Below are 299 nucleotides of genomic sequence, written 5' to 3'. Positions count from 1 at the left end.
CTGCTGCACAAGGAAGACCATTTCACCACCATGAGTGGTCGCGATGTCACCCTGAGAATTTTTGTTGAACCACAGAATATCGACAAGACGGAATAAGCGCTAGACGCACTCAAGCGTTCCATGCGCTGGGACGAAGAAGTCTATGGTCGTGAGTACGATCTGGATATCTTTATGATTGTGGCCGTGGATGACTTCAATATGGGCGCAATGGAAAACAAGGGCTTAAACGTCTTTAACTCCTCCTGTGTACTGGCCAACCCGGCTACTGCCACCGATGCCGCTTATCAACGTATCGAAGC

1 pseudogene is annotated in these 299 nt (G+C 49.5%); it reads left to right on the top strand.

The window, feature by feature from the left end:
* Positions 1–299: pseudogene (locus Q4563_RS18740) on the top strand (M1 family aminopeptidase); the annotation flags it as partial.

Source organism: Gilvimarinus sp. 1_MG-2023, assembly GCF_030548285.1.
Note: the sequence above shows the minus strand (reverse complement) of the source record. Positions and strands in the feature narration are given on the sequence as shown.